This window comes from Diaphorobacter sp. JS3050, from assembly GCF_013154915.1.
GTDB classification, from domain to species: domain Bacteria; phylum Pseudomonadota; class Gammaproteobacteria; order Burkholderiales; family Burkholderiaceae_C; genus Diaphorobacter; species Diaphorobacter nitroreducens.
Genome location: NZ_CP053553.1, coordinates 2,696,850 through 2,721,088, shown reverse-complemented (window position 1 = coordinate 2,721,088; position 24,239 = coordinate 2,696,850). Strand labels below are relative to the sequence as shown.

Sequence of the window (24,239 nt, the reverse complement as noted above, 5' to 3'; positions counted from 1 at the left end):
TGCTTGGTTAACGAAGGTGATCGTATGGCGTCTGAGTAAGTGACGGCAAGCGAGTTATTTGCATCCAGATATTTGATTTAAGAATATCTGGCTAAGATGCTGCGATGCGACGACACCTGCCATCCACCCAGGCGCTGGCCTGCTTCGAAGCCGCTGCGCGTCACGAGAGCTATACCCGGGCCGCGCAGGAGTTGGCGCTGACGCAAAGCGCGGTGTCGCGCCAAATCCTGGCGCTGGAGGAGCAACTGGGCGTGCAACTCTTTCGCCGCACGCGCCACGGGGTGGTGCTCACCCCCGCGGGGCGGCATTACGGGCAGCAGGTGGCGCGCTGGCTGCAGGGGCTGGAGCGCGACACGCTCGACGTCATGGCCCACCAGGGGCATGGCGGCGCCATTTCGCTCGCGGCCGTGGCCACCTTTGCCACGCGCTGGCTGATCCCGCGCCTGCCGCTGCTGGCCGCGCGCCACCCCGAGATCGTGGTGCACATCGAGACGCAGACCCGGCCCTTCCTGTTCACCGATACGGCCTTCGACGCGGCGCTGTACGCGGGCACGCCCGAGCAGGTCGCCAACTGGCCCGGCGTGCAGGCGCAGCTGCTGATGCAGGAGGACGTGGTGCCCGTGTCCAGCCCGCGCCTGCTGGAGACGGCGGCGCAGCAACTGGGCATGCCGCGCGGCACGGGCCGTGCACACCAGGGCCTGCCGCCACAGGCGCTGGCGCGGCTGCCGCTACTGCAGCAAAGCACCCGGCCCTATGGCTGGCGACAGTGGTTCGATGCCATGGGCGTGTTGGATGCGCCGCGCGCGCTGGAAGGGCCGCGCTATGAACTGTTCTCCATGACGGCCGCCGCGGCGGCCCACGGCCTGGGGATTGCGCTGATGCCGCCCATGCTGATCGAGGCCGAGATCGCCCGGGGCGAGCTGGTGGTGGCCTGCCCGCGTCCGTTGCGTGGCGAGCGGGGTTACTACCTCGTGAGCCCCGCGCAGCCCCAGCCGCCGGTGCTGGCCGCGTTCGCTGGCTGGCTGCAGGACATGGCGGTGGCCGGGCCGCTGGCGTAGCCGCTCTTCAGCATCTGTCGATCAGCGTCCACCCATCAACGCGACGCATACCGGCACCAGCACGGCAGTGGCCACACCGTTCAGGCCCATCGCCAGCGCGGCGAAGGCACCGGCCGTGGGATGCACCTGCAGTTCGCGCGCCGTGCCGATGGCATGGGCCGTGAGTCCGATGGCAAAGCCGCGCACGGCCGGGTCGTGCACGCGCAGCAGGCGCAGCAGCGGCCCCGCCAGCACCGCCCCCGCAATGCCCGTGATGGCCACGGCCACCGCTGCCAGCGATGGCGCGCCGCCGATACGCTCCGCCACGGGCAGCGCGATCGGCATGGTGGCGGATTTGGGTGCGAGCGCCATCAGCGTCTCATACGATGCGCCCAGCGCCCAGGCCAGCAGCAGGGCGGAGACGATCGCCACCGTGCAGCCCACGAGCAGCGCCACGCTGATCGGGCGCCAGAGCTGGCGAATGCGCTCGCGCTGCGCGAACAGCGGCACGGCCAACGCCACCGTGGCGGGGCCGATGAGAAAGCTCAGCAGTTGCGTGCCCTCGCGGTAGGTGGCGTAGGGCGTGCCCGTGAGCAACAGCACCGCCACGACGAGCGCCGTCGCCGTCAGTGGTGGGATCAGCAGCGGGTGTGCGCCGCTGCGCCGATACAGCGCCAGCGTCAGCGTGTAGGCCGCCAGCGTCAGCGCCAGCCAGGGCAGGGGCGACGCCGTGAACCATGCGGCCAGCCCGGGGAGAGACGCGCTCACGGGGCCTGCTCCTGCTCGCGCGGGCGTGCGTCGGCGCTGTCGCGCAGCAGCCAGCGCAGCGTCCAGGCCGTCACCACCAGCGTGATGGCCGCCCCCACGATGCCGGCCACAAGGAACGGCAGCCATTCGCGCGCGATGCGGTCAAAGTGCAGCATGACCCCGGCGATCGCGGGTATGAACAGCAGCATCATGTTCTGCAGCAGGCTGCCCGCGGTGCTCTCCAGCGCCTGCGGGACGCGCCCGTATGCCAGCAGCGCCGCCAACAGCAGCAACATGCCTGCGAGAGCGCCAGGCAGGGGCAGGCCCAGGAGCTGGACCAGAAGTTCTCCCAGCAACTGGAGGATGAAGAGGGCGGTCAGGGCGTAGAGCATTGAAGGCGGGCAGGGCGGCGCGCAGGCGCAAAAACCATGATCATCCCTGATACCCACCGCCCCGCGCTGGTGCTCGGGTGATGCCGCCTCTTTGCGGGAGGTCGGGGGCTCCGCCGGTTGCGCGCAACGGCCATCCGCAATACCCTGGTGTGCAGCGGTCGCCCGGCGAAGCACCCTCCGGTGCAACGCAACGGTCGCCGCACCATTGCACCAGGAGGACTTGCCATGGCTACCGCCCAGCCCCTGTACCACGCACCCACGTTTGAACCTACCGTGGATGAGATCGCCACGCTGAAGCAGCTCGAAATGGGCCAGGCCCTCAGCGTGCCCGACGCGCTCAAGCACCATCTGTCCGGGCGCCTGCTGGATTGGGCCTATATCGGCAAGACGCCCGGGGGCGAGTTCCACATCACCGACCTGGGCCGCCAGCTCATCAAGCGCCAAAACAACTGAGCCGGGGTCACCGCTGCGGGGCGGATTCGCCTCCGTCCTACACGGCGCCCCGCGCGGGCGAAGGTAACTTACGGCCACCGCGGCAAACACCCGACGGGTGCGCATCGCAGCTTCGCTGCCATGCCCAGGCGGCGCGGGCCGGGCTTCTCGGCTCCCATTGCGGGAGCCCTGGCGCCAGGTCTGGGCCGAACGCTGTGGCCGCATGCATGGCAAGGGTGGCGTTCTCTTATCGCCGCCCGGCGGCATGTGGCTAACACCCGTAAGCTTTGCCCTTTGGCAGCGTCCCGTGCTGGCCAGTCCTCACGGGGCCCCGCGTACTCGATTGCCGAGGCGCGGGCGGCAGGCACATCGTCCTGCCGCTGCCTCTGGCGCGGTATGCCACCGACCCGGAGATGGCTGACATGATTCACCGCACCGCTCTCGCCCACCGCCAACCGGCCGATCCCCCCGTGGAGCCGGATGTGCCCGCACCACCCCCGGAGCCCGCTGACACGCCTCCGCGTCTGGGCTGAATGGCGGTACGTACGGGCGGTACGCGCACTTGCGCGGGTGGCTGTCTTACAAGGCAGGCCCCGCCAGGCGCTTATGGTGGTCTGCAACTATCGGAGCGTGACATGCCACCTACCAAACCCGCCTCAGGCGAAGTACCCCATTCTTCAGGCCGCAACCGCGTGGCCACCTCCAGGACTGTGACACTGCTGCTCATCGCCGTGGCGGTGATGCTGCTGTTCCTGTGGGCGCCGTGGTAGCACCGGGACAGACCGTTGGTCTTTTTGCGCTGTTGAACGGGACGTTCGAACGGGGCATTCGTCTGACAGTGGCCGTGCCCCTGTGTTCATAACGTGCTTCATGTAACACAGGAGCTTCACCATGAACCGCACCCCCAACCGTCCGGGCGCTGAACCATCCCCGGGCACCACCCCACCGAGCCAGCGCGACGACAAGCGCGCCATTCGCATCGCCCTTGTCACCGCCCTGATCGCGCTGGTAGCCGTTGTCGTATTCAACTTGCGCGCTCCAAAGGATCGCTTGAGCGCGCCTGGCGAAGGGGCTCCCGCAGCCACCCAAGGGTCCGCCGGAATGGCCGGGCCGTCGGTGGATGCCCCCCAGCCCTCAGCGCCCCAGCGCGGCGACACGCCTACCACCCCGGGTCGCGCAGGCATGGGCGCACCTGCCGGGGGCGCGCCCTCGGCGCAGTAAACGATTCGGGCACGCGCATTGCCGCACGACTGACCGGCTACGAATGTGGGTCAAAGAAAGCCGCACGCCACTGAGCGCGTTTTCGATCCCACGTAGGCTTCTTTTCCCGCTGCTCGCTGGTACATGCAGTCATCGGGGCGGGTGCGCAGGATCCTGGCGCTTGTGCGTGACCCAGATCAGGGCGTGCGTATCCACCCCCAGCGCCTGGGCGCGAGCCACGATGGCATCGCGCTGCGCAGCGTCCAGATGTTTGTCGCGCGCCAGAATCCAGCAGTAGCTGGTATCAGGCCCCAACACCAGCGCCCAGCGGTAGTCAGGGTCAAGCGCCGCGACGTGGTAGCCGCCGTAGAACGGGCCGAAGAAGGACACCTTGAGCGATCCGGTGGTGGGGGCACCCGTGAACAGCGCCTTGCCAACGGCTTCGCGCCATTGGCCCGATGCGGCGGCAAAGCCGCGGTTGACCACGCGCACGCTGCCGTCCGCCTGGGGGGTGTAGGTGGCGGACACATCCGTCATGCCGCGCTCGAATGAGTGGTCGAGCCGGGCCAGCTCATACCAGCGCCCCTGATAGCGCTGTAGATCGAATGGCGTGACCGCTTCTACGCCCGGCGGGGGGCTGGTGTTTGCACAGCCGGCCATTACGGCGACGCCCGCCATCCACAGCGCCCACAGGCCTGCGCGGCAGGACGGGATGAGTGCGCGCCGCACAGAAAACAGAAAAGCTGGGAGCAGGTACATGTGATGTCCTTGACCAAGTGCTGGATCAGTGTGTGTGGCGCCATTGCGCCACCAAGGGTTGAAGCCCCGTCAGGTGCTGGACGGGAGTGATCCCTTCCAGGGGCTTTTGGTACAGAGCCGTGCACGAGCCGCCGACCCACAACGCGGTGGTGGGAGACAACTGGGCCCGCAACTCACGCAGGCTGGCGTGAACGACTGTCCCGTTATGCACATTGCTGAAGCTCAAAGCCACCACATCCGCCCGATGGGCCACGGCGGCTTGGGCCACGTCGCCCACGGGTGTCTGCGTACCCAATGAAACGCAGGTACAGCCTTCCAGTGCCAGCAGTGCTTCAACCATGAGCAACCCCAGGCTATGCAATTCCTGGGGTAGCGTGGTGAGCAGGACTTTGGGACCTTGCGGTATGGGCAGCGGCGCCAGGGAAGCGATGGCGTTGCGCAGAACCCCGGTGATGACCTCGGTGAAGAGGTGTTCCTCGAAGACCTCGAAGCGCCCTTGCACCCAGGCCTCGCCCACGGCCGTGGTCAGGGGAGCCACCAGGTCGGTGACGAACGGAGCGAACCCCATGCGCAGCTGTGCGTGACTCAGGGCATGCCGCAGGGCTTGCGGATCGTGCGCTCCGATGGCGTCAAGAAGCGGAGTCAGGGTCGCAGGTGAGGAGAACGCCTGAAGATTTGTCTTGGACAAAACTGAACTGGGGGATGAAGGTCTCTGGTTCAGCAAGGACAGCAGTTCTGCACTGTCCAACCCCACCACCTTGCCGGGCCTGGCCCCTGTGTCGAGCAGGCGGCGAATCAGTTTCAGCCGTTGCACCTGCTCGCTCGGATACAGGCGGTCCCCCGCCCCGTCGCGCAAGGGTTGCGGGAAGCCATAGCGTTTTTCCCATACGCGCAAGGTGTCCTTGGCTACGCCGGTTTCGCGCTCCACGGCCGCGATGGGCAAACCTGCGCTCTCGGGATGGTCTGGCGTGCTCATGCGCCAACCTTTATGCGGCGTACAGGCCGCAGGAGGGTATCGAAAGTCATGGACAAACTGTGGGGATTGGTGAAATTGTCTAGGACAAAATTAGTTTTGTCCACTACATTTACGCCCATTGTCTGCGCACAGCGCTACCTCTGGTATTTCGCCGAGGGTTGGAGTGATCATGAAAATCGCCATCATTGGTTCGGGAATTTCAGGTTTGGCCGCAGCCCACCGCCTGCGGGCGCAGGCGCATGTCACGGTGTTCGAGGCGGGGCATTACTTCGGCGGCCACACCCACACGGTGGACGTGTGCCTGCCGGACGCGGCCGGGGAATTGGTACCGCATGGCGTGGACACCGGCTTTCTGGTCTTCAACGAACGGACCTATCCCGGGCTGATTGCCTTGTTTGACGAGCTGCAGATACCCACCGCGCGCTCGGACATGTCGTTCTCGGTGCAGGTGCCTGGCGCCGGCGCACTCGGCACCGGGACGCTGGAGTGGAGCGGTGCCAACCTGGCAACCGTGTTTGCCCAGCGCCGCAACCTGCTGCGTCCGCGTTTCTGGGGCATGCTGCGCGAGCTGCTGCGTTTCAATCAGCTGTGCACCGCCCTGGCGGAGTCGGGCGAAGAGGCCGCGCTGGCCCAGCCCCTGAGCGAGTTTCTGGCGCGGCATGGCTTTGGCACAGCGTTCCGCGACTGGTATTTCCTGCCCATGCTGGGCTGCATCTGGAGTTGCCCCACCGATCAGATGCTGCGCTTTCCCGTGGCCACCATGATCCGTTTCTGCCACAACCACGGGCTGATTCAGGTGAGCCACCGCCCGCAGTGGTTCACGGTGGCGGGTGGCGCACGCCAGTACGTGCACCAACTGCTGCGGGGGCTTGATGCGCGACTGGCCACGCCCGTGGAGCGCATCGTGCGCGATGCCGCTGGCGTGCAGGTGCATGCAGCGGGGCAAAGCGAGCGCTTCGACGCCGTGGTGCTGGCGGTGCACAGCGACCAGGCCCTGCGCCTGCTGGCGCAGCCGACACAGCAGGAAACCCAGGTGCTGGGTGCCATCCGCTACCAGCCCAATCGCGCGGTGCTGCATACCGACGCGCATGTGATGCCGCAGCGGCGCAGCGCCTGGGCCGCGTGGAATTACGAGCGCGCGGCCAGCAGGGAACGTGAATCGGCGCGCGTGTGCCTGCATTACTGGCTCAATCGCTTGCAGCCTTTGCCTTTTGCCGACCCCGTGCTGGTCTCTCTCAATCCGACGCGTTCGATTGCGGCGGAGAAGGTATTGGCCGAATTCGACTACGACCACCCCGTGTTCGATCTGGCCGCCATTGCCGCCCAGGACCAGGTTCCGCAATTGCAGGGCGTGCAGCGCACGTGGTACTGCGGTGCTTGGACGGGGTATGGCTTTCATGAAGACGGCCTGCAGTCGGGCTACCGCGCCGCCGATCTGCTGCTGGAGCAGTTGCGCCAGCGGGAGGCCGCATGAACCTTCCAGTCACCGCGGTCGCCGGCAACCGGCCGCACATCGGCTTCGGTCATGTGTGGCACACCCGGCTGCGCCCGCGCCGTCACCGTTTCATCGTCCCGACCTTCTTCCTGCTGCTGCCCATGCGCACGCTGCGCGCGCAGCCGCAGGCCGCGGGCGTGTTGGCGCTGAACCGGCCGGGTGCTCTGGCGTTTCGCGATGCCGACCACGGTGATGGCCGCAGCCCGCAAGCCGGGGGGGCATTGGCCTGGCTGGAAGAGCTGCTACGCGGCGAAGGCATTACCGATGCGCAGGGTGAGATCTGGCTGCACTGCTATCCGCGCATCCTGGGCTACAGCTTCAAGCCGGTGAGTTTCTGGTACTGCCACCGCCGTGACGGCAGCCTGCGTGCCATCGTGGCCGAAGTGAACAACACCTTCGGCGAGCGCCATGCCTACCTGCTCGACGCACCAAGGTACGGCGAGGAATTACGCGCGCGCAAGGTTTTCCATGTGTCGCCGTTTTGCCCGGTGGAAGGCGGCTACCGCTTTGAATTCAAGCGCAGTGGCACACAGGGGCTTGAGTCCACGCGCGTGCGCATCGACTTTGACGATGCCCAGGGCCCGCTGGTGCTCACCGGCGTGGCAGGGCGCCTGCAACCCTTGGACGCCAGCAGCCGCCGCCGGGCGCTGTGGCACTACCCGTTTCTGACATGGGGCGTCATTGCGCGCATCCACTGGCATGCACTGCTGCTGTGGATCAAGCGTGCGCCCTTGCATTCCAAACCCACGCCGCCTGCACGGCCCGTGACCCGATCTTCCTCGCCGAGCACCTGACCATGAACACCACCACTGTCTCGCCGTCCGCGCTCCCCTTGCCTGACATGCCTGCCGCGGCACGCCATGGACTGCGCCTGTTGCAGCGCCTGCAGCGTGGCACGCTCCATCTGGAGCTACCCGACGGCAACGTCGTGCAATTGGGTAGCGGCCAACACCCGCATGCCAGCATGCGCCTGCACAACTGGAAGGTGTTTGGAGCCGTCCTGCGCTCGGGGGATATTGGCCTGGCGGAGAGCTACATCGCCCAGGATTGGAGTACGTCTCACCTGGCCGATTTGTTGCGGCTGCTGATGGACAACCGCGATGCGCTGGAGTCTCTGGTCTATGGCGGCTGGTGGGGGCGGCTTGCGTACCGTCTGCGTCACCTGCTCAACCGCAACACCCGTGCCGGGAGCCGGCGCAACATCCACGCGCACTACGACCTGGGCAACGCCTTCTACACGCTGTGGCTGGACCCGAGCATGAATTACTCCAGTGCATGGTTCGAGGGCAATCTGGGGGGAGACCTCACCCAGGCGCAGCATGCCAAAGTACGCCGCGCTCTGCACAGCGCGGGCGTGCAGCCCGGGCACCGGGTGCTGGAAATCGGTTGTGGCTGGGGTGCCCTGGCAGAGGTGGCCGCTGGCGAGTTCCGGGCGCAGGTGACAGGGGTGACGCTGTCCACGGAGCAACTGGCCTGGGGCCAGGAGCGCATGCAGGCCGCGGGCCTGGCCGCCCAGGTGGATTTACGGCTGCAGGACTACCGTGATATCCAGGAAGGCCCGTTCGATGCCATCTGTTCCATCGAAATGGTCGAGGCCGTGGGGCAGGCTTATTGGCCTAGTTACTTTGGTGCCATGGCGCGCCTGCTCAAGTCGGGCGGGCGCGCCTGCGTGCAAAGCATCGTGATCGACGACGCGCTGTTCGACCGCTATGTGCGGGGTACCGATTTCATCCAGCAGTACATCTTCCCAGGGGGGTGTCTTCCCAGCCCATCGCGTTTTCGCGCCGCCGCGCAGGGCGCGGGCCTGCGGGTGGTGGAGGAGTTTGCCTTCGGCCGCGACTACGCGGAAACCCTGCGCCGCTGGCACCAACGCTTCGTCCAGCAGCGAGCCCAGGTACAGGCCCGGGGATTTGATGCGTCTTTCCAGCGCACCTGGGAGCTCTATCTGGCGTACTGCGAGGCCGCATTCGACGCACGCAGCATCGACGTCGTGCAGTACACGCTGGTGAAGGACTGAAGCGCCCCTCACGGGCAACGATCCCCGCTTTTCATGGCCCCGTACGGCCCCCTTTTTTTCAACAAGAAAATCATCATGTTCTTATCTCGAATGACGGTCGCCGCCCGCTTGTACGCCGGGTTCGGATTGATCCTGGTCCTTTTGGTGGTGCTGACGGGTATCGCCCTGGTGAAGGTGAACCGCATTGACCAGGCGCTGCGAACCAACAACGACATCCACGTGCAGGTGCAGCGCTACGCCATCAACTTCCGTGGTTCGGCCCATGACCGCTCCATCGCCGTGCGCGACGTGGTGCTGAGTCCGTCCCCCGCCGAGCGCGACCGGGAGATCGCCACCATCGCTGCGCTGGCGAACTTTTACGCCCAGTCGGCTGCGCCGCTGGAAAAGCTCATCACCCGCAAAGGCGCGGCCCCTGAACTGGGGCAGCTGTATGCCGATATTCGCAGCGCTGAATCCAAGGCCGTGGCCACCACTCAGGCCATCATTGCCCAGGTGCAGGCGGGCGACGCCGCTGCGGCACAAACCCTGTGGACGCAGGCCAAGCCGCAATACGTGCAGTGGCTTGCAACCATCAACAAGCTCATCGACTTCAAGGAAGCGCGCATCCAGGCGACCAACCAGGGCGCCATGGACGAGGCGGGCAGCTTCCTCGGCGTGATGTTCTCGGCGCTGCTGCTGGCGTTGGTGCTCAGCGTGGCGGTGGCCTGGAGCGTGGCGCGCAGCATCGTGCGTCAGCTCGGGGCCGAACCCGCAGCGCTGGCCGACGTGGCCAGCCTCGTGGCGCAGGGCAACCTGCGGCCGGTGACGGGCGCTGCCCAGGCGCAGCCGGGGAGTGTGCTGGCATCGCTGGGGGCGATGCAGGCCAGTCTGGCGCGCGTGGTAGGCCAGGTGCGCCAGGCGTCGAACGCCGTCACCGTGGGTTCCGAAGAGATTGCCGGCGGCAACGCCGGGCTGCTGCAGCGCACCGAAGAGCAGGCAGCGAACCTGCAGCAGGCCGCCGCGTCCATGGAGCAGATGACCGCTTCGGTGAGGAACAACGCCGACTCGGCCCGCCAGGCCACCCAGGTCGCGGCCTCCGCCAGCCAGGCGGCCCACAAGGGCGGCGCGGTAGTGGCCCAAGTGGTCAGCACCATGGAGGAGATCACGGCCAGCAGCCACAAGATGGCCGACATCATCGGCGTGATCGACTCGATTGCGTTTCAGACCAACATTCTCGCGCTCAATGCCGCCGTAGAGGCTGCGCGCGCCGGTGAGCAGGGTCGCGGCTTTGCCGTGGTGGCCGGCGAAGTGCGGGCGCTGGCGCAGCGCAGCGCCGACGCTGCCAAGGAGATCAAAGGACTGATCGACGGCAGTGTGGCCAAGGTGGAGCAGGGCGCGCGCCTGGTGGGCGATGCCGGAGCCACCATGACCGACATCGTGGAACAGGCCCAGCGCGTGGCGGGCCTGATTGCGGAAATCAGCACTGCCACTGCTGAGCAGACCGACGGTATTGCCCAGGTGGGCAACGCCGTGACCCATCTCGACCAGGCCACCCAGCAAAACGCGGCCATGGTGGAGCAAAGCGCCGCGGCTGCACAAACCCTGAAGCAGCAGGCTGCGCAACTGGCCGAGGCCGTCAGTGTGTTCCGCTTGGCGCAGGAGGCAGGCGGCGGTGCATTGATGCCGGTGGTGCGCCGCGCTTCCCCCGTGGTGACTGCTGCACCCTCTGCCTTGCGGCTCGGGGGCGAGGCTTCGCCTTCTGTTGCATATTAAAACGATAGCGGCTAGCGCTTGACCCATATGCCCTGGAGCCGAATTTCATCCTTGAAGCGCTGTGCTCTCGCAGGTGGTGCGGCCCTGGTCTTGGCGGCGGCTTCGGCCAATCCCACGGCCGGGCAGGACGGTGGCGCTGCCCCGGCCTGGGTGCGGCAATCCCTCATGGGGCCACCCTGGCGGGGGAAGGGCAGATGCGGTTTTTGGGCTTGCGCATCTATGACGCGCGGTTGTGGGTCACGCCTGGTTTTGACGCCAGCCGCTTTGGTGCGCACCCGCTGGCGCTGGAGTTGACCTACCACCGTGGCTTCACCGGCGCGGCCATTGCCCGGCGCTCGGTAGAAGAAATGCGGCGTCAGGCAAGCGTGCCTTCCGACCAGGCCGAACGCTGGCAGCAGCGCCTGGCGGCCGTGATTCCCGACGTGCAGCCGGGCGAGCGGCTCACCGGCCTGTACCAGCCAGGCCAAGGCATGCGTCTGTGGCGTGGCAGTCAGGAGTTGGCCGCGATTGACGATGCGGAGCTGGCGCGCCTGTTCTTTGGCATCTGGTTGTCACCGCAGACCTCGGAGCCGGGCCTGCGCAGTGCCTTGCTGGCCCGCATCCCCGGCGGAGCGGCCCCATGACTCCGCTGGCTACCCCTGCGCGTGCGGTTCCGCTGCCCCGTTGGTGGTCCGGGCCGGCCTATGGCCTGCTCGGTCTGCCGCTGGCCTTTGTGGCCTTGCCGCTGTATGTGGTGTTACCGCATTACTACGCCACGGAATTGGCTTTGCCGTTGGCCAACGTGGGTGCTTTGCTGATGCTGGTGCGTCTGCTGGATGCAGCCGCCGAGCCCCTGCTGGGGCGCTTGAGCGACCGCCTGTACCAGGGCACGCTGCGTGCGGTCCTGTGGGTAGCGGGGGGCTCGGCCTTGGTGCAGGTGCTGGGGCTGTCGGGGCTGTTCTTTCCCGCGGTGCAAGGACCGCAGGCGTTGGCGGCGTGGATGGTGGCGGGGTTGTTGGTGACCTGCCTGGCGCACAGCCAGTTGGTGATTGCGCACCAGGCCTGGGGCGTGCGTCTGGGCGGCGACGCGCTGCAGCGCAGCCGTGTCGTGGCCTGGCGCGAAGGTCCGGGGCTGATCGGCGTGGTCACGGCCAGTGCGTTGTCGGTGGCCTGGGGCGCCGGGCCCATGCTGGTGGTGTTCGCGCTGAGCTTGCTGGCCGGGTGGCTGGCCCTGTGGCACGCCCCACGCCCTGCAGCACCTGCGCAACGGGATTTGTCTGCTGCCTTTGCCTGGGCCACGGTCTGACAACCCTTGCGCCAGCCAGCCTTTCGCCGCTTGTTGGCGGTGTTTTTGTGCAACGGCATTGCCAGCGCAGTTCCGGCGGCGTTGATGCTGTTTTTTGCCCGGGACCGGCTGCAGGCCACACAGGCGCAGATTGCCTTGTTTCTGGTGCTGTACTTTGTCAGCGGGGCGCTGTCCATGCCAGGGTGGCTGCGCGCGGTGCGCCGCTGGGGGCTGGAGCGCGCCTGGCTGGGCGGCATGCTGCTGGCGGTGGCCTGTTTTGGCTGGACGACGCTTCTGGGCAGCGGGCAGATTGCGGCCTTTGCGTGGATCTGTGCGTTGTCCGGTATCGCCTTGGGGGCGGATCTGGCCTTGCCCGGGGCTTTGCTGGCGCGCTTGGTGGAACGCCAGGGGGCTCAGGGGCGCAGCGAAGGGGCGTACCTGGGGTGGTGGAACCTGGCCACCAAACTGAATCTGGCCCTGGCCGCAGGCGCGGCGCTGCCGTTGGTGCAGTGGCTCGGCTACAGCCCCGGCATCCAGGACGCCCACGCGCTGCAGCGCCTCGCTTGGGCTTACGCGCTGCTGCCTTGCGCCCTCAAGCTTCTGGCGGCAGGTTTGCTGTACCGCCTGCTGATCCACCCCTCCCCGCCGTTGCATGACCAAGGAGTTTCCCCATGAACACCCGCCGCCACGCCTTGCTGGCCCTGCTCGCGGGCACTGCCGTGTTGACCGGCTGTGCCAGCCCCCAGGTGACCGACTATGCCCAGGAGCGTCCACAGCTGGAACTGGACCGCTACTTCAACGGCCGCATCCTGGCCCACGGTATTTTTCAGCAGCGAGGCGGCGAGGTGGTACGCCGCTTCACCGTGGTGATGGACTGCCACTGGGAGGGCCATCAAGGCGTGCTGGACGAGGCTTTCACCTATTCGGACGGCAGCACCCAGCGTCGCATCTGGCGCCTGACCAAGCATGCCGATGGGCGCTACACCGGGACCGCTGACGATGTCGTGGGTGAGGCCCAGGGCCAGACCGCGGGCAATGCCTTCCGCTGGAACTACACGCTGCGCCTGCCGGTGGACGGCAAGGAGTATGAAGTGCAGTTCGACGACTGGATGTTCCTGGTCGATGACCGAGTCATGCTCAATCGGGCCACGATGCGCAAGTTCGGCGTCACCCTGGGCGAGGTACTGCTGTCGTTCACCAAGACATAAGGAGCCGCACTGTGCCTTTGAACCCCGCGATCACCGACTGGCGCGGCAAGCGCGTGTGGCTGGTGGGCGCCTCCAGCGGTATTGGCCGGGCCGTCGCAGCGCAATTGCACGCCCAGGGCGCGCAGGTGATCGTGTCGGCACGCCAGCAGGCGCTGCTGGCGTCGTTTGCGCACGAACACCCTGGCAGCCAAGCAGTGGTGCTGGATGTGACCGATGCCCAGGCGGTCCTGGACGTTGCCGCGCGCCTGCAGACCGAGTCACCACTGGACCTGGTGTGCTACTGCGCCGGCCACTACACCCCCATGCGAGCCGACGCGCTGGCGCTGCCCGAGCTGCTGCGCCACCAGCAGGTCAACCTGACGGGCGCGCTGCATGTGCTCGCCGCCGTGGTCCAGGGACTCCTGGCATCTGCCCAGGCGGGACGCGTACCTCACTTGAGTCTGGTGGCCAGTGTTGCGGGCTGGCGCGGCCTGCCGCAGAGCCTGGCCTACGGACCGACCAAGGCTGCCCTCATCAACCTGGCCGAGACGCTGTTCCTTGATCTGCGCCCGCAGGGCGTGGGCGTGAGTGTGGTGAACCCCGGCTTTGTCGATACGCCCCTGACGCGCCAGAACGACTTCACCATGCCCGCGCTGCTCACGCCGGAGCAGGCGGCCCAGGCCATGTTGCGCGGCTGGGGGAGGGGCGCGTTTGAACTGCATTTTCCACGCCGCTTCACGCTGTGGCTCAAGCTGCTGCGCGTGCTGCCGTACCGCTGGTACTTTCCGCTGGTCCACCGTATGACCGGGCTGTGACGTATGCACCCACCTATAGACACCCACGCTTGCGCCGCCCGTCTGGCCCAGCTCTACGAACAGCTGACTCCCGCACAGCTGTCCCTCCTGGGGGACTACTACGCGCCTGATGCGCGGTTCAAGGACCCCTTCAACGACGTGCGCGGAGTGCCCGCCATCCGTGCCATCTTTGCCCACATGTTCGAGAACCTGGAGCAGCCGCGCTTTATCGTCACCCAGCGGCTGGTGCAGGACGACCGGGCCTTTTTGCAGTGGGAGTTTCACTTCCGCCTGAAGCGCTGGCGGGCACAGGTGCCTCAATGCATCCACGGCGCGACCCTGGTGCATTTTGATGCCCAAGGCCGCGTGACACTGCACCGCGATTACTGGGACCCGGCTGAAGAGCTGTATGAAAAATTGCCTGTTTTGGGGGCTCTGATGCGCTGGCTGCGCAAGGCTGGCGCGGCACCCCTGCCGCATCACCATCGCTGTTCACCCCCTAGCGACCGTTAAGGTGGAGAAGGGAAGAGGTTCATGCCGATGAACGTCCATGAAGCCACGATATCCCCCCCACCACAAAGAGGAACACCCCGACGACTTTCGTCATCGCGGTGTTCGAGGCCAAGAAGGAGATGGGGCGACCATCTCGTCAACGGCATAAGACGCGGCGGAGGGCTCTGTGGGAGGTGGTCAGCGTCCAAAACACGCACTCACCCGGTTGGTCCGGAGCACTCTGAGGCAATTGCCGCGGCAAGGTCCTATCAGTAGCGGCCACCGCGGTAGCCATCACGGTCTGCGCCGCCGCCAAAACTTGGGCGAGCTTCCATGGGGCGTGCGACGTTGACCGTCAGTGCACGTCCATCGACAGAACGGCCGTTCAGACCGTTAATGGCATCCTGTGCCTCGGAATCGCTGCCCATTTCTACAAAGCCGAAGCCCTTGGATCGGCCTGTATCGCGCTCCATCATCACCTTGGCGGAGGTGACGGAACCAAATTGGGAAAACTGCTGGTGCAGCGATTCATCACGCACGGAATAGGCCAAGTTGCCCACGTACAGTCGGTTGTTCATGTCAGTGTCTTTCTTTCGGGAAATGAAGGGACGGCTTGTAAGCGCATCCCAGAGGAAATGAGTGGGGGAACCAAAATCAATGGCGCCGGCGCGCTGGAGGGGTGGTGCGCGTGCGGTTCTCGATATGCCGAAATGTCACTCGCCCCTTGTTGAGGTCGTACGGAGACATCTCCAGGGTCACCAGGTCACCGGCCAGAATGCGGATGCGGAACTTACGCATCTTGCCTCCGGTATACGCGATGAGCTGATGCCCGTTGTCAAGCGTGACGCGGTAACGGGCGTCAGGCAGAACTTCATCGACCTTGCCCTGCATTTCAATCAACTCTTCTTTGGCCACGGGTACCTCCGTCAATAGCAGGATCAGCCCAGTTGGTTGTGTAGCACCATGCGGCGCCCTTGCGCCAAGGCGTACTGGACTGCTTGTGCATCGCAGGGGAAGCTTGGGAGGAAGCGGAAGATGCGGTCGTACATTCCCCGGCGTATGGAAACCGAAGCAGTAACACCGACATTGGTGGTTTTGGTCAGCGGCGTGACAACGTAGTTGCCCACGCGCTCGGCGTTTTGTTTTTCAAGCATTGCAAACAGACAGGATGTAATCGCGAAGGCGACCATCCAGGAGAGAAAAGAGGGGAAAAGACCTGCCGCGCGTCGGCGCAGGAAAGGCGGGGCAGACCCTGAAAGAGGTTGAAGGTCTGCGATGAGCTTGCTGCTTTGGAGAGTGACGGCCGACACTTTGCAAGAAGTGCGGCGCAAGGCGCATCAGCCAGGATGCTGTCAGGCAGGCGCTATCGAAGCAAGCAGTGGGTAGCGCGTTGGCGGATTATTACTCGCCGAAATGAAAAAAGCAAACTTAATTCTTGTGGATGTGCCCGATACCGACCAGCAGGCGCCTTAGGGCCCCGGATTGCTGCACAGTCCCCCGCACCTTTGCGCACGACGCTATCGAGGGTTTCGGAGGAAAAAAGAAAGGCCGCACGTTCTGGGAACTGTGCGGCCTTGTATGTGGTGCCCGGGGCCGGAATCGAACCGGCACGCCTTGCGGCGGGGGATTTTGAGTCCCCTGCGTCTACCAATTTCACCACCCGGGCAGGCGCGAAAGCGAAGTCGCAAATTATGGCACAGTAACGCGGTATGAAGACCTACCCCACCATTGAAGACGCGATCGGACACACGCCGCTGGTCGCACTGCAGCGCATCGGTGCACAGGACAACGCGGCACGCGGCAATGTCATTCTGGGCAAGCTGGAAGGCAATAACCCGGCGGGTTCGGTGAAGGATAGGCCGGCACTGTCGATGATCCGCCGGGCCGAAGAGCGCGGCGAGATCAAAACCGGCGATACGCTGATCGAGGCGACGTCGGGCAACACCGGCATTGCCCTGGCGATGGCTGCGGCCATCAAGGGTTACCGCATGGTGTTGATCATGCCGGAGGATCTGTCCGTGGAGCGCGCGCAGACCATGAAGGCCTTCGGCGCGGAGCTGGTTCTCACGCCCAAGAGCGGGGGGATGGAATACGCGCGGGATCTGGCCGACCAGATGGTGGCGCAGGGCAAGGGCGTGGTGCTGGACCAGTTTGCCAACCCGGACAACCCCCGCATCCACTACGAGACCACCGGCCCCGAACTGTGGGAGCAGACCGAGGGGCGCATCACCCATTTCGTGAGCGCCATGGGCACCACGGGCACCATCACGGGCGTCGCGCGCTTCCTGCGCGAGAAGAACCCCGCGGTGCGCATCGTGGGTGCGCAGCCGCAGGAAGGCTCGCGTATCCCGGGCATTCGCAAGTGGCCCGAGGAATACCTGCCCAAGATCTACGAGCCCCAGTTGGTGGACGAATTGGTGCTGGTGAGCCAGGACGATGCCGAGGACATGGCACGGCGCCTGGCGCGCGAAGAGGGCATCTTTGCCGGCATCTCCGCAGCCGGCGCCTGCTGGGTGGCGCAGCAGATCGCGCAGCGCGAGGAAAACGCCACCATCGTTTTCGTGGTGTGCGACCGGGGCGACCGCTACCTCTCCACCGGCGTCTTCCCGGCGTGAACGTGAAGATCACAGTGAGCATCAATAAGGCCGCTGGCGCCCGGTAGTCAAGCGCGAGCAGCTATTAATTACGGAGCGCTGTGACTGCCATGGCGCATGCTGGAGGAGCATCGCCATGTCGTACGAAACCCGCTATTGCACCCACTGCGCCACGGCGCTGGCACCCATTGTGGTCATTGAGGACAGCGGCGAGAAGGAACGCCTGCGCTGCCCCGCCTGCGGCTGGACGCACTGGAACAACCCGACGCCCGTGCTGGCGGCCATCGTGGAGGTGGACGGCCGCGTGCTGCTGGCGCGCAATGCACTGTGGCCACCCAAGATGTTCGCACTGATCACGGGTTTCATGGAGGCCGGCGAGACGCCCGAGGACGGCATTGCCCGCGAAGTCAAGGAAGAAACCAACCTGGACGCGCGCAGTGTGCAGCTGGTGGGCGTGTATGAGTTCATGCGCATGAACCAGGTCATCATCGCCTACCATGTCCAGGCCGAAGGCGAGGTGCGCCTGTCGCCGGAGCTGCTGGAGCACCGCTTTTATGAGCCGGACCAGCTCAAGTGCTGGCCCGCGGGCACAGGCTATGCGCTGGCCGACTGGCTGCGCTCGCGCGGCCACGAGCCGGTGTTCTTCACCGCCGAGGAAAATGCAGAGCGCCGCCGCGGACTGGACGCGCCGAAGGACTGAGAAAAAATGGACATCCACAAGGAAATCGACACCCGGGGCCTGAACTGCCCCCTGCCCATCCTCAAGGCCAAGAAGGCCTTGGCCGACATGGCCAGCGGCCAGCTGCTCAAGGTGGTGGCGACCGACAGCGGCTCGCTGCGTGACTTCCAGGCGTTTGCCCGGCAGACCGGCAACGAACTGGTTGAGCAACAGACCGTGGGCGAAGAATTCATCCACGTGCTGCGCCGTCGCTGAGTGATGAATGGCTAAATAGCCGTCCAGCGCTTGTTGGGTAAGCGCTGGTAGCTATCAAAACAGGAATCCCATGCCCGGGCGGGAGGGCAGGGGCACCGCCCTGGCGGTGCGTTACAGCGCCAGGGATTGGAGGTATTCGCGGAACTGTGGGCCCACCTGGGGGTGCTGCAGTGCCAGTTCGACCGTGGCTTCCAAAAAGCCTTCCTTGCTGCCGCAGTCGTACCGTTTGCCGGCGTACTGGTAGGCATACACCGTCTCGTGCTGCATCAGGCGCGCGATCGCATCGGTGAGTTGGATCTCGCCGCCCACGCCCTGCGGCTGGTTGCGGATCTCTTCGAAGATGCGCGGCGTGAGCACATAGCGGCCGGCCACGCCCATGCGCGACGGTGCCTTTTCGGGTGCGGGCTTCTCCACGATCTCGTCGACGCGGATCAGCGCGCCGCCAGCGCTCTCGCCCTTGACGATGCCGTAGCGCTTGGTGTGCTCCAGCGGGACTTCCTGCACGGCCAGCAGCGAGCGCCCCTGCTTGGCGAAAGCGGCCGTCATCTGCGCCATCACGCCGGGGCCGCCGGGCTCGCCGGTCATCAGGTCGTCGGCCAGGATGACGGCAAAGGGCTCGTTGCCCACCAGGGGCTCGGCGCACAGCACGGCATGGCCCAGGCCCAGCGAGCGTGGCTGGCGCACAAACAGGCAGTTCATGTCGTCGGGCGCGATGCTGCGCACCAGCGCGAGCATCTCGCGCTTGCCGGCGTTCTCCAGCTCGTTCTCCAGCTCGTACGCGGTATCGAAATGGTCCTCGATCGCGCGCTTGCTGCGGCCGGTGACGAACACCATGTCGCGGATGCCGGCCTCGTAGGCCTCCTCGACCGCGTACTGGATCAGGGGCTTGTCCACCACCGGCAGCATCTCCTTGGGCGATGCCTTGGTGGCGGGCAGGAAGCGGGTGCCGAGCCCTGCGACGGGAAAGACGGCCTTGCGGACACGGGTGGGTGCGTTCAAGTCGGGTGCCTCACGAAAAAGGGTGCCGGGTAAAAACAAGGGCGCCTGCAGCGCCCTTGTCCGGTGATCGGGCTGATCTTAGCCCAGGCGCGCGAGCTGCTCCTGGATGCGCGCCAGCGTGGCCCCGAAGTCGGCCACGCGCTTCTTTTCCTGCTCGATCACGGCCGGCGGGGCCTTGGCCACGAAAGCCTCGTTGCCCAGTTTGCCGTTGGCCTTGGCGATCTCGCCGGACAGGCGCGCGGCCTCCTTGGACAGGCGGGCCTTTTCAGCAGCGATGTCGATCTCCACGAACAGCGCCAGGCGGGCGTCGCCCACCACGGCCACGGGCGCGCTTTGCGCGGCCTGGGCCCAGGCGGCCTCGTCGTCGAACACCTTCACCTCGCTGAGCTTGGCCAGGTTCTGCAGCACCGGGGCGATGTCGCGCATGAAGTCCGCGTCGCCCGCCACCAGCAGCGGCAGGCGCTGTGCGGGCGACACGCCCATCTCGCCGCGCAGCGTGCGGCAGGCGTCCACCACCTGCTTGATGCGCGCCACGTAGGCGATGGAGCCCTCGTCGATTTTCTCGGGCTGGGACTGCGGATAGGCGGCGATGGCAATGGAGTCGCCCTTCAGGCCCGCGAGCGGGGCCACTACCTGCCACAGCGCTTCGGTGACAAAGGGGATGACGGGGTGCGCCAGGCGCAGGATGGCCTCCAGCACGCGGATCAGCGTGCGGCGCGTGGCGCGCTGCTGCGCTTCGTTGCCAGTCTGGATCTGCACCTTGGCGATTTCCAGGTACCAGTCGCAGAACTCGTTCCAGACGAAGTCGTAGAGGGTGTTGGCCACGTTGTCCAAGCGGAACTCGGCGAAGCCCTTGGCCACTTCGGCCTCTACCTGTTGCAGCTGCGAGACGATCCAGCGGTCGGCCTGGCTGAAGCGCAGGTAGCTTTCAGTGCAGCCCTGCGCGGTGTCCATGCCGCAGTCGTAGCCCTCGCAGTTCATCAGCACGAAGCGGCTGGCGTTCCACAGCTTGTTGCAGAAGTTGCGGTAGCCCTCGCAGCGCTTGCTGTCGAAGTTGATGCTGCGGCCCAGCGACGCCAGCGCGGCGAAGGTGAAGCGCAGCGCGTCGGCGCCATAGGCGGGAATGCCCTCGGGGAATTCCTTTTGCGTGTTCTGGCGCACCTTGGGCGCGGTCTCGGGGCGGCGCAGGCCCTGGGTGCGTTTGTCCAGCAGCGGCTCCAGCGCAATGCCGTCGATCAGGTCCACCGGGTCGAGCACGTTGCCCTCGGACTTGCTCATCTTCTTGCCCTGTGCGTCCAGCACCAGGCCGTGGATGTAGACATGCTTGAACGGCACGCGCCCGGTGAAGTGCGTGGTCATCATGATCATCCGGGCGACCCAGAAGAAGATGATGTCGTAGCCCGTGACCAGCACGCTGCTGGGCAGGTACAGGTTGTAGTCGTCGGTGGCACCATCGGTCTGGTTTGGCCAGCCCATGGTGCTGAAGGGCACCAGGGCGCTGGAGTACCAGGTGTCGAGCACGTCCGCATCGCGGGTCAGCGTCTTGCCGGGGGCCTGGGCCTGGGCCTCTTGTTCGTTGCGGGCCACGTACACATTGCCGTCCTCGTCGTACCAGGCAGGGATCTGGTGGCCCCACCACAGCTGGCGGCTGATGCACCAGTCCTGGATGTTGTTCATCCACTGGTTGTAGGTGTTGACCCAGTTCTCGGGCACGAACTGCACCTGGCCGCTGGCCACGGCGTCGATGGCCTTTTGCGCGATGCTCTTGCCGGTGGCGTCGCCCGTGCCTTCTTGGGCCACCTTGTTCATGGCCACGAACCACTGGTCGGTCAGCATGGGCTCGATCACCTGGCCGGTGCGGGTGCAAATGGGCACCATCAGCTTGTGCTTCTTGGTCTCGACCAGCAGGCCCTGGGCCTCCAGGTCGGCCACGATGGCCTTGCGCGCCACGAAGCGGTCCATGCCCTGGTACTTGGCGGGGGCGTTCTCGTTCACCGTGGCCTGCAGGGTGAGCACGCAAATCATGGGCAGCTTGTGGCGCTGGCCCACCTGGTAGTCGTTGTTGTCGTGCGCGGGCGTGACCTTGACCACGCCGGTGCCGAACTCCTTGTCCACGTAGGCGTCGGCAATCACCGGGATCTCGCGGTCGCACAGCGGCAGCTTCACCATCTTGCCGATCAGGTGCGCGTAGCGCTCATCCTCGGGGTGGACCATCACGGCCACGTCGCCCAGCATGGTCTCGGGGCGGGTGGTGGCCACCACCAGCTGGCCGCTGCCGTCGGCCAAGGGGTAGGCGATGTGCCACAGCGAGCCGTCTTTTTCCTCGTTCTCCACTTCCAGGTCCGACACGGCGGACTGCAGTTTGGGGTCCCAGTTCACCAGGCGCTTGCCGCGGTAGATCAGGCCCTGCTGGTAGAGCTTCACGAAGGTGTCGGTCACCACCTTGGAGAGCTTGTCGTCCATGGTGAAGTACTCGCGGCTCCAGTCCACGCTGTCGCCCAGGCGGCGCATCTGGGTGGTGATGGTGTTGCCGCTCTTTTCCTTCCACTCCCACACCTTCTTCACGAAGTCGGGGCGGCCCAGGTCATGGCGGCTCACGCCTTGCTCCTGCAGCTGGCGCTCCACCACGATCTGCGTGGCGATGCCGGCGTGGTCGGTGCCGGGCACCCAGGCCGTGTTGTGGCCCAGCATGCGGTGGTAGCGCGTCAGGCTGTCCATGATGGTCTGGTTGAACGCGTGCCCCATGTGCAGCGTGCCCGTCACGTTGGGCGGAGGCAGCTGGATGGCGAACGCCGGCTGCCCGGCCCGCGCCGCGCCCGTGCCGCGGTAGCCTGCCACGCCGTAGCCGCGCTTTTCCCATTCGGGGCCCCAGTGGGCCTCCAGGGCGGCGGGCTCAAAGGACTTGGAGAGGCTGTTCAGGCCGGGTTGTTCGATCGTGTCGCTCATGGCAATGAAAAACGGCATCCCGTGGGATGCCGCCTGGGGCAGTGGTTCGGAGGATAGGGGCATTTTATTCGGTTACCGCCATGCTTCCATACTGATAGCTGCTTGCGCTTGCTGGATAAGCGCTGGAGGCGCTTTTTACTCAGACCCTGTGGTGGGCACGAATTCGGGGCGGTCGTTGGTCTGGGGTTTGAGCGGCGCGCTGGCATGGCCGCCGGCGCGTTCCTTGCGCCATTGCTCCTTGCGCGCCGTCCACTCGGCCAGCCGGGCGTGGGCGGTGGTGCTTTCGCGTTGCATCTGCGCGGTGTCGGCCAGTTGGGCCGACAGCTCCAGCCGGATGCCGTTGGGGTCGAAGAAGTAGATGCTCTTGAAGATGTGGTGGTCGGTCACTCCGAGCACCTGCACACCGTGTGCCTGCAGACGGGTTTTGGTGTCCTCCAGCTCTTGCACGGTGTTCACGCGGAAGGCGATGTGGTTGACCCACGGGGGGGTGTTGGGCGAGGGCTCGGGCTTCACGTCGTCGCCCAGGTCGAAGAACGCGATGAACGAGCCGTCCTGCAGCCGGAAGAAGAAGTGGGTGTAGGGGCAGTACTCGCCCGTGCTGGGCACGTAGTCGCTCTGGATGATGTGGTACAGCGGCAGGCCCAGGATGTCCTCGTAGAAGTGGCGCGTCTCCTCCGCGTCGCGCGCCTTGTAGGCGTAGTGGTGCAGCTGCTGGATGGCGGCGGGGGGCGGGAGGGTGTCGTGGGGAGCAGTCATGGCGTTGTCTCCGGGATAGGGCGCCAGGGCGCATGCTGATATGAAGAAGTGCCTGAAATTCTACTATTCGTAATTGATTTGCGTTAAGTGAATCTGAAAAACCGCTGTCCAGCAGGCATGGCGCAGCCGCCGCGGCAAAGGCGGCCGGTGGCTTCAAACGGGAAAGGGGGAGTGGTGCTCAGGCGTTCGCCTGGGCGGCTTTCTTCCAGGCATCCGCGGCGGCCTCTGCGTCGCCGCGCTGCTCGGCCAGCTCGGCCAGGTGGCGCCAGGCGCTGGCGCGCAGCGACGCATCGGGAAGCTGCTGAGCGGCCTGGGTGAAGAGTTGCTGGGCCTTGCCCCACAGGTTGCGCTGCAGGCAGGCCTTGGCCGACAGGTATTGCAGACGCGCGTTGCGCGGAGCCGCCTGCTGGGCGGACTCGATGCGCGCCAGCCAGTTGGCATCCAGCGCCTGCAGGCTGCCCTCAAGCGCGCGCACCAGCTTGAGCACCTGGGCATCGGGCAGCGGGGGCTGAGCGGGGTCCGTCATGCGTTCCCACACCGGCAGAAGCCATGCGCGCACCTGCATCGCATCGCCGCCCAACTGGCCCAGGCGCTGCGCCGCATGCACGGCGATCTCGGGCATGGCGCGCTCATGGGGCTCCAGCCCCAGCCAGATGCGCTGCAACTGGGCCGGGTCGTAGGCGCCGTTGATCAGTTCCATTGCCAGGCCGCGCACGATGCTCTCGGCGGCGGCCGGCGAAAAGGCGTGGTGCTTGCCCAGCAGACGGGCGGTTTCCAGCGCCTGCTCGGTCTGGTGCGACAGGCGCGATGCCTTGAGTTTGGCGCGCAGTGCCAGCGTGCGGCGCGCCGTGCCGGCCGGCAGGACGGAAAGGCGCTCCAGCGCGGTGGTGGCGTCGCGCTCGTCCAGCGACCAGCGTGCCGCGCGCAGCTGCGCGCCCTCGCGCAATTCCTGCTCGATGGCGGCCGCACGATCGGGAATGTTGTCCAGCGCCTGCTGCAAGTGTGCTTCCCGCGTGGCACGGTCCTGCAGCGCATGCGAGCTTTCCGCGGCCACCATGTGGGCCAGCGTGCGCAGCCGACGGCCATGGGGCAGGGCTTCCTTGGCGTCTTCGAGGGCGCGCTCCTGCGCGATCGCGGATTCCGCGGACTTGCGGGCGCGCAGGAAGCGCCCTCCCAGCATCTGCGACAGCGCATCCAGCAGCGCACCGTGCATGGCACGCTCCTTTTGCAGCAGGCGCCAGCGGCGCGCCTGCATGGGTAGCTCCAGCAGCGCCGCCAGGGCACGCAGCGCCGCGTACAGCAGCGTGAAGCCGCCGAACAGCAGCATCAGCACCATGTTGAGGGACAGGTCGATGCGGTAGGGCGGCCAGAACAGCGTGACCGTGCCCTGGTTGTTGCCCGCAAACAGGGCGACGGCAACGGCCACACCGAACAGGGCCAGGAACCAGAGTGCTGCGCGCATGGGC

At 66.1% G+C, this 24,239-nt stretch carries 26 protein-coding genes, 1 tRNA gene and 1 pseudogene; 16 read left to right on the top strand and 12 right to left on the bottom strand.

Annotated features, from left to right (window positions below; genetic code table 11):
• Positions 1–104 precede the first annotated feature (104 nt).
• Positions 105–1,058, top strand: coding sequence for a LysR substrate-binding domain-containing protein (locus tag HND92_RS13085; protein WP_103738823.1), 954 nt, complete (start codon positions 105–107; stop codon positions 1,056–1,058).
• A 21-nt stretch (positions 1,059–1,079) separates the two neighbouring features.
• On the opposite strand, the gene HND92_RS13080 is transcribed toward HND92_RS13085, so the two are convergent.
• Both HND92_RS13080 and HND92_RS13075 read right to left on the bottom strand, forming a co-directional pair.
• A complete protein-coding gene (locus tag HND92_RS13080; protein ID WP_011806120.1) occupies positions 1,080–1,805 on the bottom strand; it encodes an LrgB family protein in 726 nt (241 codons plus the stop codon).
• Positions 1,802–2,176 carry a CidA/LrgA family protein gene (locus HND92_RS13075; RefSeq protein WP_011806119.1) on the bottom strand — a complete coding sequence of 125 codons (375 nt, stop codon included), beginning with the start codon at positions 2,174–2,176 and terminating at the stop codon, positions 1,802–1,804. The genes HND92_RS13080 and HND92_RS13075 overlap by 4 nt, the downstream gene beginning before the upstream one ends.
• 225 nt (positions 2,177–2,401) lie before the next feature.
• Here HND92_RS13075 and HND92_RS13070 point away from each other — a divergent pair, with 225 nt between their 5' ends.
• The 3 genes from HND92_RS13070 to HND92_RS13065 all read left to right on the top strand — a co-directional run bounded on the left by HND92_RS13070 (position 2,402) and on the right by HND92_RS13065 (position 3,829).
• Positions 2,402–2,629, top strand: coding sequence for a hypothetical protein (locus HND92_RS13070; protein ID WP_015913796.1), 228 nt, complete (start codon positions 2,402–2,404; stop codon positions 2,627–2,629).
• A 614-nt stretch (positions 2,630–3,243) separates the two neighbouring features.
• Entirely contained in the window at positions 3,244–3,378 is a 135-nt protein-coding gene (locus tag HND92_RS19505) for a hypothetical protein (protein WP_255580449.1), read from the top strand.
• Between the two features lie 121 nt (positions 3,379–3,499).
• A complete protein-coding gene (locus HND92_RS13065) occupies positions 3,500–3,829 on the top strand; it encodes a hypothetical protein (RefSeq protein ID WP_172207540.1) in 330 nt (109 codons plus the stop codon).
• A gap of 129 nt (positions 3,830–3,958) precedes the next feature.
• On the opposite strand, the gene HND92_RS13060 is transcribed toward HND92_RS13065, so the two are convergent.
• Entirely contained in the window at positions 3,959–4,567 is a 609-nt protein-coding gene (locus HND92_RS13060) for a lipocalin family protein (RefSeq protein ID WP_135149715.1), read from the bottom strand.
• 25 nt (positions 4,568–4,592) lie between these two features.
• Positions 4,593–5,543, bottom strand: coding sequence for a MerR family transcriptional regulator (locus HND92_RS13055; protein WP_172207538.1), 951 nt, complete (start codon positions 5,541–5,543; stop codon positions 4,593–4,595).
• A gap of 169 nt (positions 5,544–5,712) precedes the next feature.
• On the opposite strand from HND92_RS13055, the gene HND92_RS13050 reads away from it, so the two are divergent.
• From HND92_RS13050 to HND92_RS13010, 9 genes and pseudogenes are all read left to right on the top strand, one after another.
• Positions 5,713–7,017 (top strand): NAD(P)/FAD-dependent oxidoreductase, encoded by a 1,305-nt coding sequence (locus HND92_RS13050; RefSeq protein ID WP_172207536.1) that lies wholly within the window; start codon positions 5,713–5,715, stop codon positions 7,015–7,017.
• Positions 7,014–7,832 carry a DUF1365 domain-containing protein gene (locus HND92_RS13045; protein WP_172207524.1) on the top strand — a complete coding sequence of 273 codons (819 nt, stop codon included), beginning with the start codon at positions 7,014–7,016 and terminating at the stop codon, positions 7,830–7,832. Before HND92_RS13050 ends, HND92_RS13045 begins: the two co-directional genes overlap by 4 nt.
• A gap of 2 nt (positions 7,833–7,834) precedes the next feature.
• On the top strand, positions 7,835–9,055 hold the full coding sequence (locus tag HND92_RS13040) for a cyclopropane-fatty-acyl-phospholipid synthase family protein (protein ID WP_172207521.1): 1,221 nt from the start codon (positions 7,835–7,837) through the stop codon (positions 9,053–9,055).
• Between the two features lie 75 nt (positions 9,056–9,130).
• The gene (locus HND92_RS13035; RefSeq protein ID WP_172207518.1) at positions 9,131–10,807 is read left to right on the top strand and encodes a methyl-accepting chemotaxis protein; all 1,677 of its coding nucleotides are present in this window, start codon (positions 9,131–9,133) and stop codon (positions 10,805–10,807) included.
• A 194-nt stretch (positions 10,808–11,001) separates the two neighbouring features.
• On the top strand, positions 11,002–11,430 hold the full coding sequence (locus HND92_RS13030) for a chalcone isomerase family protein (protein ID WP_371814774.1): 429 nt from the start codon (positions 11,002–11,004) through the stop codon (positions 11,428–11,430).
• Positions 11,427–12,746, top strand: a pseudogene (locus tag HND92_RS13025) (MFS transporter). Before HND92_RS13030 ends, HND92_RS13025 begins: the two are co-directional and overlap by 4 nt.
• Positions 12,743–13,279, top strand: coding sequence for a DUF3833 domain-containing protein (locus tag HND92_RS13020; protein ID WP_172207514.1), 537 nt, complete (start codon positions 12,743–12,745; stop codon positions 13,277–13,279). Before HND92_RS13025 ends, HND92_RS13020 begins: the two are co-directional and overlap by 4 nt.
• 11 nt (positions 13,280–13,290) lie before the next feature.
• Positions 13,291–14,073 (top strand): SDR family NAD(P)-dependent oxidoreductase, encoded by a 783-nt coding sequence (locus HND92_RS13015; RefSeq protein ID WP_172207512.1) that lies wholly within the window; start codon positions 13,291–13,293, stop codon positions 14,071–14,073.
• Positions 14,074–14,076: 3 nt separating this feature from the next.
• Positions 14,077–14,565: a nuclear transport factor 2 family protein gene (locus tag HND92_RS13010; protein ID WP_172207489.1), complete on the top strand. Its 489-nt coding sequence runs from the start codon at positions 14,077–14,079 to the stop codon at positions 14,563–14,565.
• Positions 14,566–14,813: 248 nt separating this feature from the next.
• Here HND92_RS13010 and HND92_RS13005 read toward each other — a convergent pair whose 3' ends face one another.
• The 4 genes from HND92_RS13005 to HND92_RS12990 form a co-directional block, all read right to left on the bottom strand.
• Positions 14,814–15,122, bottom strand: coding sequence for an RNA-binding protein (locus HND92_RS13005; RefSeq protein WP_172207485.1), 309 nt, complete (start codon positions 15,120–15,122; stop codon positions 14,814–14,816).
• Positions 15,123–15,198: 76 nt separating this feature from the next.
• Entirely contained in the window at positions 15,199–15,459 is a 261-nt protein-coding gene (gene infA, locus HND92_RS13000; RefSeq protein WP_011806104.1) for a translation initiation factor IF-1, read from the bottom strand.
• Between the two features lie 23 nt (positions 15,460–15,482).
• Complete coding sequence (locus HND92_RS12995) at positions 15,483–15,698, bottom strand: hypothetical protein (RefSeq protein ID WP_041839047.1); 216 nt, start codon at positions 15,696–15,698, stop codon at positions 15,483–15,485.
• A 427-nt stretch (positions 15,699–16,125) separates the two neighbouring features.
• Positions 16,126–16,210, bottom strand: a tRNA-Leu gene (locus tag HND92_RS12990).
• A 43-nt stretch (positions 16,211–16,253) separates the two neighbouring features.
• On the opposite strand from HND92_RS12990, the gene cysM reads away from it, so the two are divergent.
• The 3 genes from cysM to HND92_RS12975 all read left to right on the top strand — a co-directional run bounded on the left by cysM (position 16,254) and on the right by HND92_RS12975 (position 18,072).
• Positions 16,254–17,159 (top strand): cysteine synthase CysM, encoded by a 906-nt coding sequence (gene cysM / locus HND92_RS12985; protein WP_011806052.1) that lies wholly within the window; start codon positions 16,254–16,256, stop codon positions 17,157–17,159.
• A gap of 115 nt (positions 17,160–17,274) precedes the next feature.
• A complete protein-coding gene (locus tag HND92_RS12980; RefSeq protein WP_172207482.1) occupies positions 17,275–17,838 on the top strand; it encodes an NUDIX domain-containing protein in 564 nt (187 codons plus the stop codon).
• A 6-nt stretch (positions 17,839–17,844) separates the two neighbouring features.
• The gene (locus HND92_RS12975) at positions 17,845–18,072 is read left to right on the top strand and encodes a sulfurtransferase TusA family protein (protein WP_011806050.1); all 228 of its coding nucleotides are present in this window, start codon (positions 17,845–17,847) and stop codon (positions 18,070–18,072) included.
• A gap of 111 nt (positions 18,073–18,183) precedes the next feature.
• Here HND92_RS12975 and galU read toward each other — a convergent pair whose 3' ends face one another.
• From galU to HND92_RS12955, 4 genes are all read right to left on the bottom strand, one after another.
• Positions 18,184–19,071, bottom strand: a complete 888-nt coding sequence (galU, locus tag HND92_RS12970; protein ID WP_011806049.1) for a UTP--glucose-1-phosphate uridylyltransferase GalU — start codon at positions 19,069–19,071, stop codon at positions 18,184–18,186.
• Positions 19,072–19,149: 78 nt separating this feature from the next.
• A complete protein-coding gene (locus HND92_RS12965; RefSeq protein WP_172207477.1) occupies positions 19,150–22,017 on the bottom strand; it encodes a valine--tRNA ligase in 2,868 nt (955 codons plus the stop codon).
• 135 nt (positions 22,018–22,152) lie between these two features.
• Positions 22,153–22,773: a VOC family protein gene (locus HND92_RS12960; RefSeq protein WP_011806047.1), complete on the bottom strand. Its 621-nt coding sequence runs from the start codon at positions 22,771–22,773 to the stop codon at positions 22,153–22,155.
• Positions 22,774–22,951: 178 nt separating this feature from the next.
• Positions 22,952–24,235: a heme biosynthesis HemY N-terminal domain-containing protein gene (locus HND92_RS12955; protein ID WP_172207467.1), complete on the bottom strand. Its 1,284-nt coding sequence runs from the start codon at positions 24,233–24,235 to the stop codon at positions 22,952–22,954.
• Positions 24,236–24,239: the final 4 nt, after the last annotated feature.

What these genes read in the sequence shown, in the direction of transcription:
- HND92_RS13085 (WP_103738823.1), top strand. Translation starts at nt 105, where the DNA reads ATGCGACGACACCTGCCATCCACCCAGGCGCTGGCCTGCTTCGAAGCC.
- HND92_RS13075 (WP_011806119.1), bottom strand. Translation starts at nt 2,176, where the DNA reads ATGCTCTACGCCCTGACCGCCCTCTTCATCCTCCAGTTGCTGGGAGAA.
- HND92_RS13070 (WP_015913796.1), top strand. Translation starts at nt 2,402, where the DNA reads ATGGCTACCGCCCAGCCCCTGTACCACGCACCCACGTTTGAACCTACC.
- HND92_RS19505 (WP_255580449.1), top strand. Translation starts at nt 3,244, where the DNA reads ATGCCACCTACCAAACCCGCCTCAGGCGAAGTACCCCATTCTTCAGGC.
- HND92_RS13065 (WP_172207540.1), top strand. Translation starts at nt 3,500, where the DNA reads ATGAACCGCACCCCCAACCGTCCGGGCGCTGAACCATCCCCGGGCACC.
- HND92_RS13060 (WP_135149715.1), bottom strand. Translation starts at nt 4,567, where the DNA reads ATGTACCTGCTCCCAGCTTTTCTGTTTTCTGTGCGGCGCGCACTCATC.
- HND92_RS13055 (WP_172207538.1), bottom strand. Translation starts at nt 5,543, where the DNA reads ATGAGCACGCCAGACCATCCCGAGAGCGCAGGTTTGCCCATCGCGGCC.
- HND92_RS13050 (WP_172207536.1), top strand. Translation starts at nt 5,713, where the DNA reads ATGAAAATCGCCATCATTGGTTCGGGAATTTCAGGTTTGGCCGCAGCC.
- HND92_RS13045 (WP_172207524.1), top strand. Translation starts at nt 7,014, where the DNA reads ATGAACCTTCCAGTCACCGCGGTCGCCGGCAACCGGCCGCACATCGGC.
- HND92_RS13040 (WP_172207521.1), top strand. Translation starts at nt 7,835, where the DNA reads ATGAACACCACCACTGTCTCGCCGTCCGCGCTCCCCTTGCCTGACATG.
- HND92_RS13035 (WP_172207518.1), top strand. Translation starts at nt 9,131, where the DNA reads ATGTTCTTATCTCGAATGACGGTCGCCGCCCGCTTGTACGCCGGGTTC.
- HND92_RS13030 (WP_371814774.1), top strand. Translation starts at nt 11,002, where the DNA reads ATGCGGTTTTTGGGCTTGCGCATCTATGACGCGCGGTTGTGGGTCACG.
- HND92_RS13020 (WP_172207514.1), top strand. Translation starts at nt 12,743, where the DNA reads ATGAACACCCGCCGCCACGCCTTGCTGGCCCTGCTCGCGGGCACTGCC.
- HND92_RS13010 (WP_172207489.1), top strand. Translation starts at nt 14,077, where the DNA reads ATGCACCCACCTATAGACACCCACGCTTGCGCCGCCCGTCTGGCCCAG.
- HND92_RS13005 (WP_172207485.1), bottom strand. Translation starts at nt 15,122, where the DNA reads ATGAACAACCGACTGTACGTGGGCAACTTGGCCTATTCCGTGCGTGAT.
- HND92_RS12995 (WP_041839047.1), bottom strand. Translation starts at nt 15,698, where the DNA reads ATGCTTGAAAAACAAAACGCCGAGCGCGTGGGCAACTACGTTGTCACG.
- cysM (WP_011806052.1), top strand. Translation starts at nt 16,254, where the DNA reads ATGAAGACCTACCCCACCATTGAAGACGCGATCGGACACACGCCGCTG.
- HND92_RS12980 (WP_172207482.1), top strand. Translation starts at nt 17,275, where the DNA reads ATGTCGTACGAAACCCGCTATTGCACCCACTGCGCCACGGCGCTGGCA.
- HND92_RS12975 (WP_011806050.1), top strand. Translation starts at nt 17,845, where the DNA reads ATGGACATCCACAAGGAAATCGACACCCGGGGCCTGAACTGCCCCCTG.
- HND92_RS12965 (WP_172207477.1), bottom strand. Translation starts at nt 22,017, where the DNA reads ATGAGCGACACGATCGAACAACCCGGCCTGAACAGCCTCTCCAAGTCC.
- HND92_RS12960 (WP_011806047.1), bottom strand. Translation starts at nt 22,773, where the DNA reads ATGACTGCTCCCCACGACACCCTCCCGCCCCCCGCCGCCATCCAGCAG.
- HND92_RS12955 (WP_172207467.1), bottom strand. Translation starts at nt 24,235, where the DNA reads ATGCGCGCAGCACTCTGGTTCCTGGCCCTGTTCGGTGTGGCCGTTGCC.